The 15,908-nt window shown below is 58.0% G+C and carries 11 protein-coding genes and 1 tRNA gene; 9 read left to right on the top strand and 3 right to left on the bottom strand.

Annotated elements, in window-relative coordinates; genetic code table 11:
• From ACR0C3_RS22915 to ACR0C3_RS22905, 3 genes are all read left to right on the top strand, one after another.
• The coding region (locus ACR0C3_RS22915; protein ID WP_480760712.1) for a COG4223 family protein at positions 1–1,147 on the top strand (1,147 nt) is incomplete at its 5' end.
• Between the two features lie 10 nt (positions 1,148–1,157).
• Positions 1,158–2,645, top strand: coding sequence for a heme biosynthesis HemY N-terminal domain-containing protein (locus ACR0C3_RS22910; protein WP_480760710.1), 1,488 nt, complete (start codon positions 1,158–1,160; stop codon positions 2,643–2,645).
• A gap of 192 nt (positions 2,646–2,837) precedes the next feature.
• Positions 2,838–3,254 carry a hypothetical protein gene (locus ACR0C3_RS22905; RefSeq protein WP_480760709.1) on the top strand — a complete coding sequence of 139 codons (417 nt, stop codon included), beginning with the start codon at positions 2,838–2,840 and terminating at the stop codon, positions 3,252–3,254.
• Between the two features lie 238 nt (positions 3,255–3,492).
• Here ACR0C3_RS22905 and ACR0C3_RS22900 read toward each other — a convergent pair whose 3' ends face one another.
• Entirely contained in the window at positions 3,493–4,470 is a 978-nt protein-coding gene (locus tag ACR0C3_RS22900; RefSeq protein WP_480760707.1) for a hypothetical protein, read from the bottom strand.
• A gap of 252 nt (positions 4,471–4,722) precedes the next feature.
• Positions 4,723–4,809: transfer RNA gene (locus ACR0C3_RS22895), tRNA-Leu, on the bottom strand.
• A gap of 201 nt (positions 4,810–5,010) precedes the next feature.
• Between ACR0C3_RS22895 and ACR0C3_RS22890 the strand changes: the two genes are divergently transcribed.
• Positions 5,011–5,994 carry a complex I NDUFA9 subunit family protein gene (locus ACR0C3_RS22890; protein ID WP_480760705.1) on the top strand — a complete coding sequence of 328 codons (984 nt, stop codon included), beginning with the start codon at positions 5,011–5,013 and terminating at the stop codon, positions 5,992–5,994.
• Here ACR0C3_RS22890 and ACR0C3_RS22885 read toward each other — a convergent pair whose 3' ends face one another.
• Positions 5,995–6,798 carry an undecaprenyl-diphosphate phosphatase gene (locus tag ACR0C3_RS22885; RefSeq protein WP_480760704.1) on the bottom strand — a complete coding sequence of 268 codons (804 nt, stop codon included), beginning with the start codon at positions 6,796–6,798 and terminating at the stop codon, positions 5,995–5,997.
• A 228-nt stretch (positions 6,799–7,026) separates the two neighbouring features.
• On the opposite strand from ACR0C3_RS22885, the gene ACR0C3_RS22880 reads away from it, so the two are divergent.
• The 5 genes from ACR0C3_RS22880 (at position 7,027) to queG (ending at position 15,842) form a co-directional block, all read left to right on the top strand.
• A complete protein-coding gene (locus ACR0C3_RS22880) occupies positions 7,027–8,460 on the top strand; it encodes an NAD(P)-dependent oxidoreductase (protein WP_480760702.1) in 1,434 nt (477 codons plus the stop codon).
• Positions 8,461–8,579: 119 nt separating this feature from the next.
• Positions 8,580–13,112 (top strand): glutamate synthase large subunit, encoded by a 4,533-nt coding sequence (gene gltB / locus ACR0C3_RS22875; RefSeq protein ID WP_480760701.1) that lies wholly within the window; start codon positions 8,580–8,582, stop codon positions 13,110–13,112.
• A gap of 152 nt (positions 13,113–13,264) precedes the next feature.
• The gene (gene mtgA, locus ACR0C3_RS22870) at positions 13,265–14,005 is read left to right on the top strand and encodes a monofunctional biosynthetic peptidoglycan transglycosylase (RefSeq protein ID WP_480760699.1); all 741 of its coding nucleotides are present in this window, start codon (positions 13,265–13,267) and stop codon (positions 14,003–14,005) included.
• Between the two features lie 58 nt (positions 14,006–14,063).
• Positions 14,064–14,729, top strand: a complete 666-nt coding sequence (gene fzlA / locus ACR0C3_RS22865; protein ID WP_170470598.1) for an FtsZ-binding protein FzlA — start codon at positions 14,064–14,066, stop codon at positions 14,727–14,729.
• A 75-nt stretch (positions 14,730–14,804) separates the two neighbouring features.
• Positions 14,805–15,842 (top strand): tRNA epoxyqueuosine(34) reductase QueG, encoded by a 1,038-nt coding sequence (gene queG, locus ACR0C3_RS22860; protein ID WP_480760697.1) that lies wholly within the window; start codon positions 14,805–14,807, stop codon positions 15,840–15,842.
• Positions 15,843–15,908: the final 66 nt, after the last annotated feature.

The raw sequence follows: 15,908 nt of genomic DNA, 5'->3' as shown, positions 1-15,908 counted from the left end.
AGCCGAAGCCGAAGCCGAAGCCGAAGCCGAAGCCGAAGCCGAAGCCGAAGCCGAAGCCGAAGCCGAAGCCGAAGCCGAAGCCGAAGCCGAAGCCGAAGCCGAAGCCGAAGCGTCCGTCGAGCCGTCGGAACCTATGCAGGCCGATGAGAAACCCGCTGAACCGACCCAGGAACAACGGGGCGGATTTGTTCCGGCCCTGATAGGTGGTGTGATTGCCGCGGGCCTTGGCTTCGCGGCGGCTCAAACGGGGCTGATCTCGTCTGGTGGGTCGGATAACTCGGACGTGATTGCGGCGCTTGAATCGAAGCTCTCGGAACAATCCGATCAGATCGAAGCGCTGACGAAGCAACTCTCGGATGCGCCAGACGTGTCGGGCCTGACGGATCAGGTTCAGGCGCTGTCGCAAAAGCTGGATCCGGTCGATGCCGACCTGTCTGCCATGAAATCCAGCGTCGAATCTCTGACGGGTCAGATCGCGCCTCTGGCCGACCGGCTGACCGAGCTTGAGAAGGCGCCCATTGCTGCAAATACCTCGACCGAAGCGACCGCTGCTTTTGAAGCCGAACTGAAAAAGCTGCAGGACTCACTGGCGGCGCAGCGCGGAGAGGTCGAAAAAATGGTCGCCGATGCACAGGCGCTTGAGGCGAAAGCAACGGCCGAAGCGCAAGCCGCGACCAATCTCGCCATTCTGTCCCGCCTGCATGGACGGTTGGATGCCGGTCAGCCCTACTCGGACCTTTTGGGCGAACTGCAAGCGGGAGGCGTGACGGTGCCTGATGCGCTCTCAACGCCTGCAGATAAAGGGGTTGAGACGCTTTCGTCCTTGCGGGCCTCGTTCCCTGCGGCGGCGCGTACCGCTTTGGCGGATGCGCGGGATGCGGACAAAGGCACGGGCGTGATCGCCTTTTTGCAACGCCAGACCGGCGCGCGATCGGTGACCCCTCAGGATGGGGATGGTCCGGATGCTGTGCTGTCGCGTGCTCAGGCGGCCTTGGCCGATGGTGATGTCGCCTCTGCCCTGACTGAATTGAAATCCTTGCCAGAGGCGGCGCAGACCGCAATGGCCGATTGGGAACAAGCAGCCCAGACCCGGGTCGCGGCGGTTGAAGCTGCCGATACGCTTGCTTCCAACCTGAACTCGAACTGAAGGACCTGCCATGCTGTGGTCATTGTTTAAGATCCTTGTTTTTGTTGCGATTATCGGCCTTCTGGCTTTGGGTGGTCACTTCCTTATGCAAACCAGCGGCGGAGTTCAGATTACCGTCGCCGGGGTAGAATACACGCTGGGGCCGCTGCAATCGGTGATCGCGCTGGGCGTGCTGGTCTTTGGCGTCTGGTTTTTCTTCAAACTGCTGGGCCTGCTGATCGCGACGCTGAAATTCCTCAACGGCGATGAAACTGCCCTATCGCGCCATTTTGATCGAAGCCGAGAACGGCGCGGGTATGAGGCGCTGTCCGACGGTCTCATGGCGTTGGCATCGGGCGAGGGCCGCATGGCGATGGCCAAGGCTTCCAAAGCGGAAAAGCTGCTGAACAAGCCGGAACTGACCAATTTGCTGGTCGCACAAGCGGCCGAGATGACGGGCGACACCAAAAAGGCTTCGGAAACCTACAAAAAGCTGGTGACCAATAGCGCCACGCGCTTTGTCGGTGTGCGCGGTATCATGAAACAGAAGCTGGCCGAAGGCGATGACGAAACGGCGCGGAAACTGGCTGAGAAGGCCCTCGCGCTGAAGCCGCGCCATGAGGAAACGCAAGATGTCTTGCTGAACCTACAGACCAAAGCGCATGATTGGGCCGGAGCGCGGTCGACTCTGACGTCGAAGCTGAAAGCCGGATACCTGCCGCGCGATGTGTTCAAACGGCGCGACGCGGTTCTGGCCCTGTCCGAGGCCAAGGGCATTCTGGAAGATGGCGCAAGCGTCGAGCAACAGGAACAAGCCATCGAGGCCAACCGTCTCTCACCCGATCTCGTCCCTGCCGCCGCCATGGCTGCGCGGGCCTATATCGAAAAAGGCAAACCGCGCGCGGCCACCAAGATCCTCAAGAAAGCGTGGGAGGTTCAGCCCCACCCCGACCTCGCCCATGCTTTTGCTGAGATTGCGCCGGACGAGTCGGCTCAGGACCGGATCAAGCGGTTCACCGCGCTGACCCGTATCCACCCTGAGAACATGGAAACCCGCCTGATTCTGGCCGAATTGAACATCGTCGCCGAGGACTTCCCCGAAGCGCGTCGCGCGCTGGGCGATGTGGTCGAAAAACAGGCCGATGCCCGTGGATACACGTTGATGGCTGCCATCGAGCGTGGTGAAGGTGCATCGGACGCCGTTGTGCAGGGCTGGCTGGCCAAGGCCTTGACGGCGCCGCGTGGGCCGCAATGGGTGTGCGAGAACTGTCACGACATTCAGCCCGAATGGGCCCCGGTCTGCCAGAATTGCGGCAGCTTCGATACGCTCAGCTGGCAGACGCCTCAGACGCCCGAGATCGCCACGGCCACAGGTGTGCATATGTTGCCTTTGATTGTGGGCGCACTGGAAGACAAAGCCTCTGCCGAAGAAGAACCCGAGACCGAAGAGGATGTCCCTGCTGAGGTGATCGAGCTGAACGCCGATACGGTCGATGAGACCGCAGAGAAGCAGGCCTGACCCAAACGGCCTGATCTTTTCCGGCCCGCAGCAGCTTTGCAAAAGATGAAAGTGTAAGTCTGTGGCGCCCCTGAAAAGGGCGCAGTTCTGGGGTATTCAACGCCAGTGTGACGGGTTTCACTGACTCTCCGGCAGCATTTGCCACATTCTCTCGATGAATCGACCAAGCGTCTTAAATTGAGGAGAAACACAATGAAAATTGATGAAAAAGGCCTGGATAAATTTGAGAAAGAGGCGGACAAACTCGCGGCGGCAATTGTCCAACAGTCCAAGATCATCGACCAGGCGGAAAAGGCGTCTCCTGTCGCGAAGAAAACACTGGCACCGTTGAAAAAGGCAATTGCAGTGGCGATGAAGCAAGGCAAAGCTGCGCAGAAGGCCATTTCGACTGCCAAGAAGAAAAAATGTATGGACGAAAAGGCAAACAAAGACCTTCTGGTTCAGGTGTCGAAGGCTGCCAAGACTGCATCGGCGGCCAAGAAATTGATCGGTCACGAAGTATCGCATGTTGTGCAGCAGGCCGTTCCAAAGGCTAAGCCGAAGGTTATGGAGAAGACCTTCGAAGAAAAGCTGAAGTTTTGGCAGAACCTGGAAAAGCAGACAAAATAGGTCGAAGGCACTGGTCGGGCCTGCGCAAAAGGGAATTTTGCGAGGCTCGCAAGGCAGGTCTTTTCGTAAGGCCGTACATCCGATATCCCGAAACCGACAGTCATCGACTTGATCAGAGCGACGACCCAATTCGAAGCATAAGTATTTCGACTCTACAAATTGTTCGCAATCAGAATGCGCGTCAGTCCGTATTCTTGGTACAGATATAGCGAAAGGAATTGATAGACGGGGACCAATGTTAGCTCAACACCTTTGAAATGGTAGTATTGATTGTCTTTCGAGCGTCTTCAGAGGCATCCCAATAGGTTTGGTAATTGTTGACTGCGTCTTGAAGGCCAAAGCTCTGCTTGGCGAGAGCGACTGTTCCTTTCACATACTCTTCGGAAGCGAATGACCCAAGACAAGTTTCTTGAATCGATCCAAACCTAGACCGTTCGACCGCTACTTGAGCGCCAGCACACAAGAGCACATGCAATCGCATACAAGAGGAATACTGCCACTCCGCGCTCTGCCGCATATCGAGATTGACCTTGGCACGTGAAATAAAATGCTCGCGTCTCAAACTTGACCAAGCTGCGGGACCAACCTTGACTTCGCCCTTCTGCCCGAGCTGAGATAGAAGGTCTTCGCGATGAGGTGTCAGAGAACCAGTGAAAAGGAAATCAACGTCCTTGTTTTCAAGAACTTGGAACGTATCGACCACTCTTTCGTCAATTGCTGCTGTCGGAAGGTGGCACACAAATCCTTTAGTGCCAAAGAAGTCCCGGTAAACCGTAAATTGGGACTGATCGATGCAAAAAACGCCGTCAACAACATCACAGACACTTTGGAAATTGTCGTACCGCCGTTCCCACTTCTCACGATGGCTGTAGTGGGCATTCTTTTTCTTTTTGCCCCTTTTACGCTCCAAATACCGGGCAAGGCGAGAAAGACGCGGTTTTTCTGAGAAGTTGTTGAACGACCCATTGGTCAGAAACTCCGTAGCGACACAAAAGATACGAGTCCCTGGGGTGCGTGAGGCACTAATTATCTTTTCCCGAAACGAGTCGTTGAAGTTCTCGATTATGATATTGGTGCTACGTTCAATTGGGTCGGAGCAAAGACGCGGCCGCGCGCCTTGAATGGAAATCGCCTGCATCAAATAGAGAAGAATATCATCTATTTGATAAGATAACTCACCATGGTTTCCGTAAACAATATTCACAACTTTCGTCACTGGCGCCAACTTCTTTCTGTCTAAACCGCGTCGGACTTTTATCGTGGCAATACAATCATCCTAGCGCCCTCTTTGGCTAGGCTGATGGCAAAAGCCCAACTTAGAATTGAGGGTGGACGTCAGAGGCCGTCTTTCAGTCGCGAGGGTGCTAGTGACAAGTTGTGCCAGGTGTAAAATAGGAACAAGAGTAAAACAGCGAGATGGACAGTTTTCTTGGCAACTTCATTGAATAATTTAGCGTTACCAGTGAAATGGTGCCCAGGAGAGGACTCGAACCTCCACGTCCATACGGACACTAGCACCTGAAGCTAGCGCGTCTACCAATTCCGCCACCTGGGCAGGTGTCGTGAGGGGGCGTTTAAGCCCAGCGGCGGGGAGGGTCAACCAGATTCGGACAGATTTTTGAAAGTTTTTTGAACCACGCCGCTCGGGCCTTTTTCATAGTGGGTTTCTTCGTAGGACGCGCGGCGATTTGATGCCTTGTTTCAAAGGGGTTCGGGCGCTACTTCTACGTCAGAGCCACGCAGCAGGAGCCATCGAATGTCGAAACTGGTCACGATCTACGGAGGGTCAGGGTTTGTCGGGCGCTACATCGCGCGCCGTATGGCGGCCAAGGGATGGCGTGTCCGAGTCGCCGTGCGACGCCCAAACGAGGCCATGTTCGTGAAACCCTATGGCGTTGTGGGTCAGGTTGAGCCCGTTTTTTGCAATATCCGGGATGACGCCTCGGTGCAGTTGGCCATGCAAGGTGCGGATGCGGTTGTGAATTGCGTGGGTGTTCTGAACGAACTCGGCAAGAACGGGTTTGATGCAGTGCAGGCCGAAGGGGCTGAACGCATCGCGCGTCTGGCATCCGAGAATGGCGTGGAACGGATGGTTCATATCTCGGCCATTGGTGCAGATGCCGAGTCTGCCAGCGCTTATTCCCGCACCAAAGCTGCGGGTGAGGCAGGAGTTCTAGCTCATATGCCCGATGCGATGATCCTGCGCCCCTCGATCATTTTTGGGACCGAGGATCAGTTCTTCAACCGGTTCGCCGCGATGACGCGGTTCGGGCCATTTCTGCCTCTGGTCGGGGCCGAGACACGGTTTCAGCCGGTCTATGTGGATGATGTGGCGCAAGCGGCCGAGCAGGGTGTCTTGGGGAAAGCGGCCTCGGGCATTTATGAGCTGGGCGGTCCTGAGGTGAAAACCTTCCGGGCTTTGATGCAGCAAATGCTGGAGGTCATTCATCGGCGCCGGGTGATACTGGGTGTGCCGTTCTTTGCCGCCAAGATCATGGCCGGTGTGTTGGATATTCTGAAATTCGTCAGCTTCCAGCTGTTCTCGAATCCGATCTTGACGCGGGATCAGCTGAAGAACCTTCGACAAGACAATGTAGTCGGTGACAGCGCCAAGGGCTTTGCGGATCTGGGGATTGTGCCCACTACGTTGGATGCTGTTCTGCCCGAATACCTGTGGAAATTCCGCCCCTCAGGTCAGTATGACGACATTCAGAACTCGGCCAAGAATTTGCGGACCTGATCAGCTATAGGCGATCACCAGCAGGATCGCGCCCAGAATGACGCGATAGATGACATAGGGCGTGAAGCTGACACTGCGCAGCAGGCGCATCATCAGGCTGAGGGCCAGCAGGGCCGACACAAAAGCAAAGAGGGCGGCGATAGCTCCGTCTTTGGCGAGCTCAGCGTCGGCCTGGTGGACCACGTCAATGGACAGCAACACGCCTGAGGCGATGATGGTCGGGATCGACATCAACATGGCGAGGCGCGCGCCCTCTTCCCGCGTATAACCAAGATGCCGTGCCCCGGTAATGGTGATGCCCGACCGGGATGTCCCTGGAATCAAGGCGATGGCCTGCCAAAGTCCCATAATGGCCGCGTCACGCAGGCTCCAATCAGCGGCGATCTTGGTCTGGGAGCCTTTCTGGTCCATCCAATAGAGCAGCAGCCCAAACAGCAGCATGGTCCAGCCGATGACGGCGATAGATCGCAGTGCCTCGGTCAGGCCGGTCAGGTAAAGGACCAGCCCGGAGAGGACTGTCGGAATCGTTGCTACGATCAACCCCAGCGCCAGCCGTGCCTGCGCCGTGTCGGTGCGCCCGGACAGCGCCGCAGGCAGCCCTCGGATTGCCTGTTTGACGTCGGACCAGAAGTACAAAACAACCGCACCCAGCGTGCCCACATGAACGGCGACGTCGATGGTTTGGCCCTGATCCTGCATCCCGGTCAGGTTGGGCAGCAGGATCAGATGGCCGGACGAGGAGACAGGCAGAAATTCAGTAAGCCCCTGAATGATCGCCACGAGAATCAAGTGAAAGAGACTCATTTACCCTGCCGCACTGCCATCAAATTGCTTTGGGTTTATGGGTATTCTGGTGGTGTCGAAAAGGAAAGATGATAGATAGGTCCGTATCGGACATAAAAATAGAAGAAAAAAGCAAATATTTTGCGCGCCAGCCGAGATTTTTCTTAATTAGGTCAGTATATATGACTTTTCATATCCGGGGCGATCTCATAAAGAGATGCTTCCTAGCCAATTCATGGAGTCGGACCCGTGGCAAAGCAACCGATGTTGAAATTTGTGCAGATTGACCGTGTCATGCCTGAAAAGCGTGCCGCCGATGACCGCAAAGAAGACTTTGACGAAATCTACGCGGAATTCGCATCGGCCAAGGCTGCAGAGCAAGCCAGTCGATGCAGCCAATGTGGTGTGCCCTATTGCCAGTCGCATTGTCCGCTGCACAACAACATCCCCGACTGGCTGCGCCTGACTGCGACAGGTCGCCTGGAAGAGGCCTACGCAACCAGTCAGGCCACCAACACATTCCCCGAGATCTGTGGCCGTATCTGCCCTCAGGATCGCTTGTGTGAGGGTAATTGTGTGATTGAACAGTCGGGTCACGGTACGGTCACCATCGGAACGATTGAGAAATACATCACCGACACCGCATGGGACAAAGGCTGGGTGAAGCCCGTCGTTCCGACCGCTGAACGCAGCGAAAGTGTGGGCATCATCGGCGGAGGCCCGGGTGGCCTGGCGGCCGCCGACATGCTGCGCCGTGCCGGTATCCAAGTCACAGTCTATGACCGCTATGACCGTGCGGGCGGCCTGTTGATGTACGGTATCCCTGGCTTCAAGCTCGAGAAAGACATCGTCCAGCGCCGCAATGACCTGTTGGCCGAAGGCGGGGTAGAGTTCGTTCTGAACTGCGACGTGGACGCCGCCAAATTTGACGAAATTCGCGCCAAGCATGACGCCGTGATCATCGCAACGGGCGTTTACAAGTCGCGTGATCTGTCCATGCCGGGCAGCGGATTGACGGGTATCGAGAAGGCGATCGACTTCCTGACCGCCTCGAACCGCAAAAGCTTTGGTGACGCGGTCGAAGATTTCGACAATGGCCAACTGAACGCCGACGGCAAGAAAGTTGTCGTTATCGGCGGTGGCGACACGGCGATGGACTGTGTGCGCACCTCGATCCGTCAAGGCGCGACCTCGGTCAAATGTCTGTACCGCCGTGACCGTGCCAACATGCCCGGCTCGCAGCGAGAAACGCAAAACGCCGAGGAAGAAGGCGTGGTGTTCGAATGGCTCAGCGCGCCAAAAGGGTTCGTCGGCGATGACAAGGTCTCCGGCGTGATGGTGCAGAAGATGCGCCTGGGACAACCGGATGCGTCGGGCCGTCAGGCCCCTGAGGTGATCGAAGGTGCCGACTATGTCGAGGACGCCGATCTAGTGATCAAGGCGCTGGGTTTTGAGCCCGAAGACTTGCCCACGTTGTTCAGTCAGCCCGATCTGCCGGTCACGCGCTGGGGCACCATCAAAGCGGCCTTCCAGACCGGTAAGACCGAGATGGATGGCGTGTACGCCATTGGTGACATCGTGCGCGGCGCTTCTCTGGTCGTCTGGGCGATCCGGGATGGCCGTGATTGTGCCGATGCCATCATCGAGCGGTTCAATGCCAAGGCGGTGGTCGCGGCCGAATAAACGCCCATCGTCGAAGTTCAACATTTTCCCTACGGGATACGCGTTCGATCCAGAACGCCAGCCAAAGACCAAACCAGGGATCCGGCAATCCGTGCCCCCTTGGAAGCAGGAGACAGCGAATGACCAAATTTGATGCCGATTGGGTGCGCGCCGAGGAAGCCAAGCGCAAGTGGATGGCGGAAAACGGTCTTTATTCCGAAGAGGAAGAGCATTCCTCATGCGGTGTGGGCCTTGTGGTGTCCGTGGACGGTAAGCCTTCGCGCAAGGTTGTTGATGCGGGGATCGACGCGCTCAAAGCGATCTGGCACCGGGGCGCTGTCGATGCGGACGGTAAAACAGGTGACGGCGCGGGTATCCATGTCCAGATCCCGGTTCCCTTCTTCTACGACCAGATCCGTCGTACCGGCCATGAACCCAATCTGGATGAATTGATCGCCGTTGGTCAGGTCTTTCTGCCCCGCACCGATTTCGGCGCACAGGAAAGCTGTCGAACCATCGTGGAAACAGAAGTTCTGCGGATGGGGTATTACATCTACGGTTGGCGTCACGTGCCGGTTGATGTCACCTGTCTGGGCGACAAAGCCAACGCGACCCGTCCTGAGATCGAGCAAATCCTGATCTCGAACTCGAAAGGTGTGGACGAAGAGACGTTCGAGCGTGAGCTGTATGTCATCCGTCGTCGCATCGAAAAAGCGGCTGCAGCTGCCGGTATTTCTGGGCTTTATCTAGCGTCGCTCTCCTGCCGCTCGATCATCTACAAGGGCATGATGCTGGCCGAACAGGTTGCGGTTTTCTACCCCGACCTGATGGACGAACGCTTTGAGTCGGCCTTTGCGATCTATCACCAGCGCTATTCGACCAACACCTTCCCTCAATGGTGGTTGGCCCAGCCCTTTCGCATGCTGGCGCACAATGGCGAGATCAACACGCTGAAGGGCAACATCAACTGGATGAAGAGCCATGAGATCCGCATGGCGTCCTCGACCTTTGGTGACTATGCCGAAGATATCAAGCCGATCATTGCAGGTGGATCGTCGGATTCGGCCGCATTAGACTCGGTTTTTGAGGTTCTGGTGCGCGCAGGCCGCTCGGCGCCCATGGCGAAAACCATGCTGGTTCCGGAAAGCTGGTCCAAGCAGGCAGTTGAGCTGCCGCAGGCGTGGCGCGATATGTATTCCTACTGCAACTCGGTGATGGAACCATGGGATGGCCCCGCCGCTCTGGCCATGACTGATGGCCGCTGGGTCTGTGCCGGTCTCGACCGGAATGGTCTGCGCCCGATGCGCTATGTGGTGACGGGCGATGGTCTGGTCATCGCGGGCTCTGAGGCCGGAATGGTGCCGATTGATGAGGCCTCCGTGACTGAAAAAGGCGCTCTGGGTCCGGGTCAGATGCTGGCTGTTGACATGAAGCGCGGCAAGCTCTATCGCGACAAACAGATCAAGGACAAATTGGCCCGCGCCCTGCCGTTTGGTGAGTGGGTCAACAAGATCAACGATCTGGATGACGCCCTGGCCGGCGTGACTGAGACCGCCAAATTCCGCGGAGAAGAGCTGCGCAAGCGTCAGATCGCGGCTGGCTACTCGATCGAAGAGCTGGAGCAGATCCTCACGCCGATGGCCGAGGACGGTAAGGAGTCACTGGCTTCGATGGGGGATGACACGCCCTCGGCTGTTTTGTCCAAGCAGTACCGCCCGCTGAGCCATTTCTTCCGCCAGAACTTCAGCCAGGTGACAAACCCACCCATCGACAGCTTGCGGGAATACCGCGTGATGTCGCTGAAAACGCGGTTCGGTAACCTGAAAAACGTGCTGGACGAGGACAGCAGCCAAACCGAAATCGTAGTGCTGGGCAGCCCCTTTGTTGGCAACGCGCAGTGGGATAAACTGGTTGAGACATTCGGCTCTCCTCTGGCAGAAATCGACTGCAGCTTTGAGCCCGGTCGTGGCGCACTGAGCGCCGCTTTGGCCCGTGTTAGAGCCGAAGCAGAGGAGGCGGTGCGCTCGGGCGCGGGGCATCTGGTGCTGTCCGATATGAACTCGGGCGAGGGCCGTGTGGCCATGCCGATGATCCTGGCGACCAGCGCGGTGCACTCGCATCTGACACGGCAAGGGCTTCGGACCTTCTGCTCGCTGAACGTGCGCTCGGCTGAATGTGTTGATCCGCACTACTTTGCGGTTCTGATCGGCTGTGGTGCGACAGTGGTGAACGCCTATCTGGCCGAGGACTCGCTGGCGGATCGGATTGACCGTGGTCTGCTGGAAGGCACGTTGACCGAGAACGTCGCGCGCTATCGCGAGGCCATCGATCAGGGTCTGCTGAAGATCATGGCCAAGATGGGCATCTCGGTGATCTCATCCTATCGCGGCGGTTTGAACTTTGAGGCTGTTGGCCTTAGCCGTGCCATGGTTGCCGAATACTTCCCCGGTATGACCAGCCGGATTTCCGGCATCGGTGTCACGGGTATTCAGGCCAAGGTAGAGGAAATCCATGCCAAGGCGTGGGACAACGGCTTGGACGTGCTGCCCATCGGTGGGTTCTATAAAGCCCGGCAATCGGGCGAGACCCATGCGTGGGAAGCGACCTCGATGCACATGATGCAGATGGCGTGTAACAAGGCGTCTTACGAGTTGTGGAAGCAGTATTCGGCTAAGATGCAGTCAAACCCGCCGATCCACCTGCGTGATCTGATGGATTTCAAACCGCTGGGCAAACCGGTGCCAATTGAAGAGGTCGAATCGATCACCTCGATCCGCAAACGCTTCGTCACGCCGGGCATGTCGCTGGGCGCGTTGTCGCCCGAAGCGCATAAGACGCTGAACGTGGCGATGAACCGTATTGGCGCAAAGTCTGACTCGGGTGAAGGTGGGGAAGATCCCGCACACTTCGTGCCGGAGCCGAATGGTGACAATCCGTCGGCCAAGATCAAACAGGTGGCCTCTGGCCGGTTCGGTGTGACTGCCGAGTACCTGAACCAGTGTGAAGAGCTTGAGATCAAGGTCGCCCAGGGTGCGAAACCGGGTGAGGGTGGTCAGCTGCCCGGCATGAAGGTTACCGACCTGATCGCGCGTCTGCGGCACTCGACCAAAGGCGTGACGCTGATTTCACCGCCGCCGCACCACGACATTTATTCGATCGAGGATCTGGCGCAGCTGATCTACGATCTCAAGCAGATCAACCCGCGCTGCAAGGTGACGGTGAAGCTGGTGGCGTCCTCGGGCGTGGGCACGATTGCTGCCGGTGTGGCCAAGGCGAAAGCGGATATCATCCTGATTTCGGGCCACAATGGCGGTACCGGTGCGTCCCCTGCGACCTCGATCAAATATGCCGGTCTTCCGTGGGAGATGGGCCTGACCGAAGCGCATCAGGTTCTGGCAATGAACAACTTGCGCGACCGCGTGACCCTGCGGACCGATGGTGGCTTGCGGACCGGTCGTGACATCGTCATGGCAGCGATGATGGGGGCCGAGGAATTTGGCATCGGCACCGCAGCGCTAATCGCGATGGGCTGTATCATGGTGCGTCAGTGCCAGTCGAACACCTGCCCGGTCGGCGTGTGTACGCAAGACGAAAGCCTGCGCGCCAAGTTCACCGGCAACGCGGATAAGGTCGTCAACCTGATCACCTTCTACGCGCAGGAAGTGCGTGAGCTGCTGGCCAGCCTCGGCGCGCGTTCGATTGATGAGATCATCGGTCGGGCCGATCTGCTGGATCAGGTCAGCCGTGGCTCGGCGCATCTGGACGATCTGGACCTGAACCCGCTGCTTATCACTGTCGATGGCGCGCATGACATCGTCTACAATCGCGACAAGGACCGCAACGCGGTGCCTGATACGCTGGACGCCGAGATCGTGCGCGACGCAGCGCGGTTCCTGAAAGACGGTGAAAAGATGCAGCTGTCTTACGCGATTCAGAACACGCACCGGACCGTAGGTACGCGCGTCTCCAGCCATATCGTTCAGAACTTTGGTATGCGGAACACGTTCCAGGACGACCACCTGCATGTGAAACTGCAGGGCTCGGCAGGTCAGTCGCTGGGGGCCTTTGCGGCACCGGGTCTGAAGCTGGAGGTGTCTGGTGACGCCAACGACTATGTCGGCAAAGGTCTGTCAGGTGGCATGATCGTTGTCCGCCCACCGCAGGTCAGCCCGCTGAAGGCAGATGACAACACGATCATCGGCAACACTGTTCTTTACGGCGCAACCGACGGGCAGCTGTTTGCCGCTGGTCGCGCGGGCGAGCGGTTCGCGGTGCGAAACTCGGGCGCCAAAGTGGTGATCGAGGGCTGTGGCTCGAACGGGTGTGAATACATGACCGGCGGCGTCGCTGTGATCCTGGGTGATATCGGAGCCAACTTTGGCGCGGGTATGACCGGCGGCATGGCCTATCTGTATGACCCGGAGGGTAAGGCGCAGGCGTTGATGAACATGGAAACGCTGGTGACCTGCCCGGTGACCGTCGATCATTGGGAAGATCAGTTGAAATCCCAGATTGAGCGTCACGCGGCGGAAACCTTCAGCCGGAAAGCCTCGGACATCCTGCAACATTGGGATGTGGAAAAGGCGAACTTCCTGCAGGTCTGCCCGAAAGAGATGCTGAACAAGCTCAGCCATCCTCTGACAAACGAAGTGGCTGCTGTTCCGGCCGAGTAAGTCGGGTGCTGAGATAAACAATAGAGCCCCGCGTTTCTGAGTTGGAACGCGGGTCTTTTTTGTATTTCGCGGCGGACACAGTCGCGTGGTCCAATCCGCCGATCAGGAATTCCGCCGTTCCCAAGACCGGCGCGGCGGCGTATAGCAAAACCATGGCAAAGAAAGCAGCCCGCAAGAAAAGCGGCAGAAAAAGTAAGGCAGGCAAGGGGCAAAAGACACGGTCGCTCTGGTCCCGTATCCGGCGATGGATGATCTATTCCGCGCTGGGCGTTGCGGCGTTTCTGGTGGCGTTGGTGGTTCTGTACTCGGTCGTGAACCCTCCGATCACGCATACGATCTGGTCTGAATGGCGTCGCCTAGGAAAGGTCGAGCGCGAGTGGGTCACGATGGATGAGATCGCTCCGATCATGGCGCGTTCGGTCGTGGCGGCTGAAGATGCGAATTACTGTCTGCACTGGGGTTTTGACGTCGAAGCCATTCGTGACGCTTTGGAGGGGGGCGGGACCCGGGGGGGCTCGACCATCACGCAACAAGTGGTGAAGAATGTCTTTCTGTGGCAGGGGCGCAGCTGGGTGCGCAAGGCGATGGAAACCACGATCACGCCAGTGGTTGAGATTTTCTGGAGTAAACAGCGCATACTTGAGGTTTATCTGAATGTCGCTGAAACCGGGACGGGCCTGTTTGGGGTTGAGGCCGCGGCGCAGCGGAACTTTGGCGTCAGCGCGGCGCAACTGACCCCGACGCAGGCGGCACGGCTTGCAGCGATTCTGCCCTCACCCCGCAAACGCTCGGTGACGGACCCGTCGGTTTTCACCCGCAGGCGGGCGGCGGCCATCCTGCAAGGGGCGGCTACCATCCGCGCAGATGGTCGCGCGGATTGTTTCGAGGATTGAATCCCACGCCCTGCCAAGGCTAAAGCTGAGGGGTACTCATTGGTTTGATTGGAAGTCCATGGCGCGTTTGTTTCACGTTCCCCTCTCTCCCTACTGTCGCAAGGTTCGGCTGTCTCTGGCCGAGAAGAAGATCGAAGTTGAGCTGGTCGAAGAGCGGTATTGGGAACAAGATCCGGATTTCCTGCGCCGAAACCCGGCTGGCAAAGTGCCGGTGTTGCGGTTGGACGGGCAGATCATGTCCGAGAGCGCGGCGATTTGTGAGTATATCGAGGACTCGCGCCCAGAACCGCCCTTGATGCCCAAGACCGCCGAAGCGCGGTATGAGGTGCGGCGCTTGGTGGGCTGGTTCGATGACAAGTTTCACCACGAGGTGACCTCGAAACTTCTGTACGAGCGGGTCAACAAGAAGATGACCGGACAGGGCTATCCGGACAGCAAGAACGTCAAGGAAGGCGCGCGGGCGATCAAGTATCACTTGGACTACATGGCGTGGTTGCTGGATCATCGTCGTTGGTTGGCCGGAGATCAGATGACGCTGGCGGATTTCGCGGCGGCGGCGCATTTGTCGGCGCTGGACTATATCTCAGACGTGGATTGGAATCGCAGCGCGGCGGTGAAGGATTGGTACGCCAAGATCAAATCGCGGCCGGCGTTCCGGTCGATTCTGGCGGATCAGGTGCCGGGGTTTCGGCCTCCGCCCCATTACGCCGATCTGGATTTCTGATAGGGTGGCAAAGGGGGGCTGTCTGCCCCCCATCACGCCAGAGGCGCGATTCCCCCCGAGGGTATTTTTAGCCAGATGAAGAGCGGATCGGGTTTAAAGGACAAACTGGTGGCGCAGGCTTTGGCCGAGGGGTTTGTCTCGTGCCGGGTGTGTCGGCCATGGGACGTGCCGCAAGTGCCTGCACGCTTGAAGGCCTTTTTGGAGGCCGGGCATCACGGGCAGATGGGTTGGATGGCGGAGCGCACGCATTGGCGTGGGGATCCGGCGGCCCTTTGGCCCGAGGCGCAATCGGTGATCATGCTGGCCGAAAGCTACACGCCCGCGCATGATCCAACCGAGGTTTTGGCCCATCCCGAACGCGGGGCGATTTCAGTCTATGCGCAGAACAAGGACTACCACGATCTGGTCAAGAAGCGGCTGAAACGGTTGGCCCGTTGGTTGATTTCTGAGTCGGGTGGTGAGGTGAAGGTGTTCGTCGACACGGCTCCGGTTCCCGAGAAGGCCTTAGGCCATGCAGCCGGGTTGGGGTGGCAGGGTAAGCATACCAATCTGGTCAGCCGAGAATGGGGCAATTGGTGCTTTATAGGCTCTGTTTTTACAACTTTGGACCTCCCGGCGGATATGGCGGAAGTTGACCATTGTGGGTCGTGCCGTGCCTGTTTGGACAGTTGTCCGACAGATGCCTTTCCCGCCCCGTATCAACTGGATGCGCGCCGGTGTATCTCCTACCTGACGATTGAGCACAAAGGCCCGGTTGAGGAAGAACTGCGTGGCAAGATGGGCAATCGGATTTACGGCTGCGATGATTGTTTGGCTGCGTGCCCTTGGAACAAGTTTGCAGTGGCGGCCAGCGACATTCGATATGCGGCGCGGGAGGATCTGAAGGCTCCGGCCCTGGCTCATCTGGCGGTGTTGGATGATGCCGCGTTTCGGGCAAAATTCTCGGGCTCTCCGATCAAGCGGATCGGGCGAGACCGGTTCGTACGCAATGTTCTCTATGCCATTGGCAACTCGGGTCGGGCCGAATTGCGGGCTGTGGCGCAGGGCTTGGCGGATGATCCCGATCCGACTGTGGCCGATGCCGCGCGCTGGGCGGTGGAACAGCTAGGTTAAATGCCGCAAATAGGCTGGACGTGTCGGTCCAAACCGCTACACCCATCTGCAGCGAACAGATGGAGG

The organism is Ruegeria sp. CK3, assembly GCF_056536565.1.
The sequence above is the reverse complement of the archived record's forward strand: the minus strand, read 5'-3'. Positions and strand labels throughout refer to the sequence as shown.